At 41.7% G+C, this 4,690-nt stretch carries 2 protein-coding genes; both read right to left on the reverse strand.

Annotated features, from left to right (window positions below; all coding sequences use genetic code 11):
* Positions 1-60: 60 nt before the first annotated feature.
* Positions 61-1,017 carry a RagB/SusD family nutrient uptake outer membrane protein gene (locus D0T84_RS21315; protein WP_163309949.1) on the reverse strand — a complete coding sequence of 319 codons (957 nt, stop codon included), beginning with the start codon at positions 1,015-1,017 and terminating at the stop codon, positions 61-63.
* Between the two features lie 11 nt (positions 1,018-1,028).
* Entirely contained in the window at positions 1,029-3,968 is a 2,940-nt protein-coding gene (locus tag D0T84_RS21320) for a TonB-dependent receptor (RefSeq protein WP_163309950.1), read from the reverse strand.
* Positions 3,969-4,690: the final 722 nt, after the last annotated feature.

Genomic DNA, 4,690 nt, shown 5'->3' on the forward strand with positions numbered 1-4,690 from the left:
TCAATGCTAACGAAATAAGACTTATGGGTAAACTAGCTAAAAAACACAATTTTATGATTGTCAAAACGGATATAATTTAAATGACGTCATTGGTAATGTTTGTTGACTTGAATAATGCAGGGAAACGAGAGGCAATATCCAACCCCATTCTGTATAAGTATCATCGAAGGGGATTGCAAAAATAGCTTCCGTAGACCCCTCATTCTTAGAGATGAAATTTTCCCTGTAAGTATTGGTTAATGAGAATTTACCCGAATTGATGATCTCATTACATACGTCCAGAGCCTTTTGCCACTGCGCAGTTCCTGTATATACTTCCGCGTTCAGGTATAACTTGGCCAGAATCGCTTTAGCTGTCCAGTAATCGGCGCGTGCGTAGGTCAGGCTTGTTTTATCCTTTGTAAGGTTGGCGATATTATCGTTTATCTCCTTTTCTATAAAATCGTAAACTTCTTTGCGCGTATTTGTAGAAGGCAGATAGTCGCTTGGAACATCGAATTTTTCAACGATAGGCACGTTTCCCCACATATCAATCAGCCACAAATACCAAAGGGCCCTTATTGTTTTTACCTCCGAAATATATGCTGTGTACTTCGTTGGGTCTATCTGTTCCAACTGGTAGATAAGACGGTTACATGTATTTATCTGGGCAAAAAAGGCTTCCCATGTTCCTCTGTAAAAACGGCTGTTTGCGATCCATTTATGATCTGTCATCTGCTGGTCTTGCCCGTCGCCTGCCCAGTCGCCTCCGGTTCTGCCGGGAACAGCTACTTCATCGGTAGTACAATAGATTGTCCACATGTGATCGTTTTTCTGGAATGTTCTTAATCCGCTGTATGCGGCTCCCAGAGCTGATGATATTTCTTCTTCCGTTTGCAGGAAGTTATCATTATCCAATTGGCTGTATAATTTTTCATCCAGATCGGTGCATGAGAAGTTGAAAAGAAGACAAACCGAACAAGCAGCTAAAACAACTTTTCTCATGAATGGATTGAGTGCTTTTATATATGTTTTCATAAGTTCGTTTTTTAAAATGTAAGATTAACGCCTAATGTAAATGTACGGGTAGTGACCCAACTGTTCAACGGCTCTATTCCGGGAGCCAGCACATTACCATCGTATGAATATCTTGGTTCGGGATCGACACCCGAATAGCCTGTGATATAAAACAGGTTTTGACCTGTAAGATAGACTCTTGCCACGGATATGAGAGAATTTGCAGGTAACTTGAAATTGTACCCTAACGAGATATTATCAAGTTTGATAAATGACGCGTTTTCTACATAGTGGCTGTTGTAAGCGACAGGCCCTTTGTATTCCGGTTGGAAATGTTTTGTCTTGATCAGGTTGTATGTACTGATACGGGATACCTGCTCGAACATTGTGCGGTGCAGGTTTACAAGATCATGTCCATATACGCCCCTGAAGAAGAAGCCAAAGTCGAAATTGCGATAAGTGAATGTGTTGCCAAAGCCAAACTCGCCTTTTGGCATACCACGCCCGATAACGTCTACGTCCTTTTCGTTGATCTCACCGTTACCATCCATATCCTTGAGGATATAATTACCATCGGCATCTACTCCCTGACATATCCAGCCTATCATTTGTCCAAGCGGCTTTCCTTCCTGTACCCTGACTACATTTCCGGTAAGTGGCGCAGGCAGTCCTCCCACTTCCCTTACTCCATACTGCAAATCGCCCATCGACAGGGAAATAATCTTCGAACTGTTTGTGGAATAGGTCAAACGGGTAGTCCATGAAAAATCTTTTGTTTTGACCGCTTCGAAATTTAATCCTATTTCAAATCCTCTGTTCCTTAATTTTCCCGCATTTAGTACGGATGTAGGATACAGGTTTGGCGGAACAGGTACGTTCAATGTGATCAAGGCGTCAGATGTTTTCCTGTTATAATAGTCGAGCGTACCGGTCAGCCTTGAGTTGAACATACTGAAGTCGATACCGAAGTCTATCTCCGTTTTTGTTTCCCACTTCAAATCCGGATTAGGATTACTTTGCGGGGAATATACAGGGGTAAACTTATCATTGTAGAGGTAATAATCAAGGCTCGATCCGGGGCCGTATATCTGCTTTGATAAATAACTTTGTGCAGGCAATGCTCCGGTAACACCATAGCTGCCTCTTAACTTCAACTGGTCGAAATGAGGAATTTCTATGATTCTGCTTAGGTCTACACCACCACTTAATCCGGTAAAATTACCCCACTTGTTGCCTTCCCCAAAGCGGGATGAACCCTCCCTGCGGAGCGATGCCATCAGGAAATATGTGTCGTCATAGCTTAAATTGACACGTCCGAAGAATGCGATCAGTTTATTCGACTCTTTGAAGCTTTCTGCTTTTGCTTTGCCATCGGCTAAATCTTTTGCGGCCGCCAGATTGTTATATGAAAACTCATCGGTCAGGAAGTTCCCGCCTTGAAAGTAATAATGTTCGGAGGTAAACTTCTGATATGAATATCCTGCCAGCGCGTTCAGGTTTAGTTTATCGAACGATTTCAAGTAATTACCTGTAAGCTCAAACAAGTCGCTCTTGTTATTGTATGTACTCCTCGACGCTAATCCGTTCCTGTCCATACCACTGCCGTAAAGGCTGTATTTACTTATATATTGCCCGTTAATGATATCCTCGTTGTTCTGCGCATAGCGTAGTGTTGCAGACAATCCGTCTATGATTTTCAGGTCGGCTTGGGCGTTGTACGTTACGCGGGTGGTTTTCTGGTCGTTTGTGTTCTGGTTGATTATAGCCATCGGGTTATACAATTCGTGGGCACGGTTTTGGAAATACCCTCCATATTGGTCGTATTCTTCGCCCGTACCATATACCGGGGCTGTTGGCGGCATAATGATGGCCGATCTGAAAACATCGTCAAATCCCATTTTTGACTTTTTATTGGCAAGGGCAAGATTGAGGCTAAGGGTTAACCTGTCGTCTAATATCTTCTGCGAAAGGTTTAAGCGTCCGCTCAACTGGTCATAGCCTGTGTTGTGTACAATCCCTTCCACATCGCGGTAGTTAAGTGATGCCATATAAGAGAATTTCTGCGTACCACCCGACAATGATACATTATGCACGTGGGAAAGGGCGGTGCGTGTGATTTCCTTCATCCAGTCAGTATTTCCGCCATAATCGGTTCCGCCATATTCCAGATATTCGCTACGGCTCATGATCGGTAATTTCCTGTCCATGTTTTCCATCGCTACATAACCATTATAACTGACGCTTGCCTGGTCTTTCAGTCCGGTTTTGGTAGTGATAATGATTACCCCGCTGGAACCCCGCGTACCATAAATAGCTGCCGCGCCACCATCCTTCAATATATCCATGCTGGCAATGTCATTCGGGTCTACACTGCTGAGGTCTGAACCGATGACACCATCAATAATAATCAATGGTTGTGTGCTTGCTCCGATAGTAGACAAGCCACGCAGGCGGATGTTGTAAGTCCCGTTCGGATTTCCCTGAGGGGTTACTATACTCAATCCGGCAACCTTGCCTTGTAAAAGCTGGGCGGGATTATTGATATTCCCTTTGTTGAAGTCCTCAGGTTTAATATTGGTAATAGCACTGGTAATCTTATTTTTTTCCATGCTTCCGTAACCGACTACAACGACTTCTTTTAGAATCTGGTTGTTCTCTTCCAGTATGATACTTATTGTAGACTTGGTTCCTACCTGTATTTCCTGGCTGATAAATCCGATAAATGAAAAAACAAGGGTGGAATTTGTGTCCACACCCGAAAGCGAGTAGTTTCCGTTTTCATCGGTGGCTGTTCCGGTGGTTGTACCTTTGATAACGATACTTACTCCGGCCAGAGGTTCGTTTCTTGTGTCTGTAACACTACCGTTTACAGACTTGCTTTGAGCAAAAGAGATTTGGCTTATGCCTGCTATCAGCAGGATTAACACAAATGCCCGAAGGTTTGGTTTTTGTTTGTAATTTTTCCAATTCATAATAACATAGATTTAGGTTTAATATCTCTTAAGTCTATATATAGTATCCAATAGGGTATGGATGTTATATTCTCCGGTTAGCAAGCAGATGTAACAGGTGTTCGCTGAAGTGTATGATAAAGGTATGGAATGCCTGTTTTCATTTTTTTTTCAATGAAGTAAAAAGTAAAATTATGAGAGATAAGTGGTTCTGTAAATATCTTATAACTAGAAAGATGCGTTTTTATGAAAAATAAAAAAAGTAAATGGATACTAAATGAAAAGTATCTGTTGAGGTATAGTTTTCGATAAGATTATTGTTAAAATATGGGCTGTGAAGAGTAGGGGATATTGGTAATAATAGGACACTACGCACCCTGGTAAAGAAAAGGATGATATATGTAGGGGCTGGGTTTGCCTGTCCGATATTAGCTGCTGAGGGTGTCTCAAAAGTATTTTTTCATATCTATTTACATACGCTCCGCTCCTGTAACCGTTGGTTGTCATGTTGAGTGCTCATTATTTACCAATAAACCAAACGATAATGACGATAAAAATCTTTTCTTTGAAAAAAACTCATGGCAGTGTAGCACCAGTTCAACTAATGTTAATATACTTGCTGTTGAGTCTTGCTTCAAAGAAAGGTAGACCAAATATTGGTGATTCTCTTGATAAAAAGAATAATTCCCGGATGGTAGCATACTTGCATTTTATGCCTGTTTACTTCTTTGAGCCATGAGTTT

The organism is Dysgonomonas sp. 521 (genome assembly GCF_010501055.1).
Taxonomy (GTDB): Bacteria; Bacteroidota; Bacteroidia; order Bacteroidales; family Dysgonomonadaceae; genus Dysgonomonas.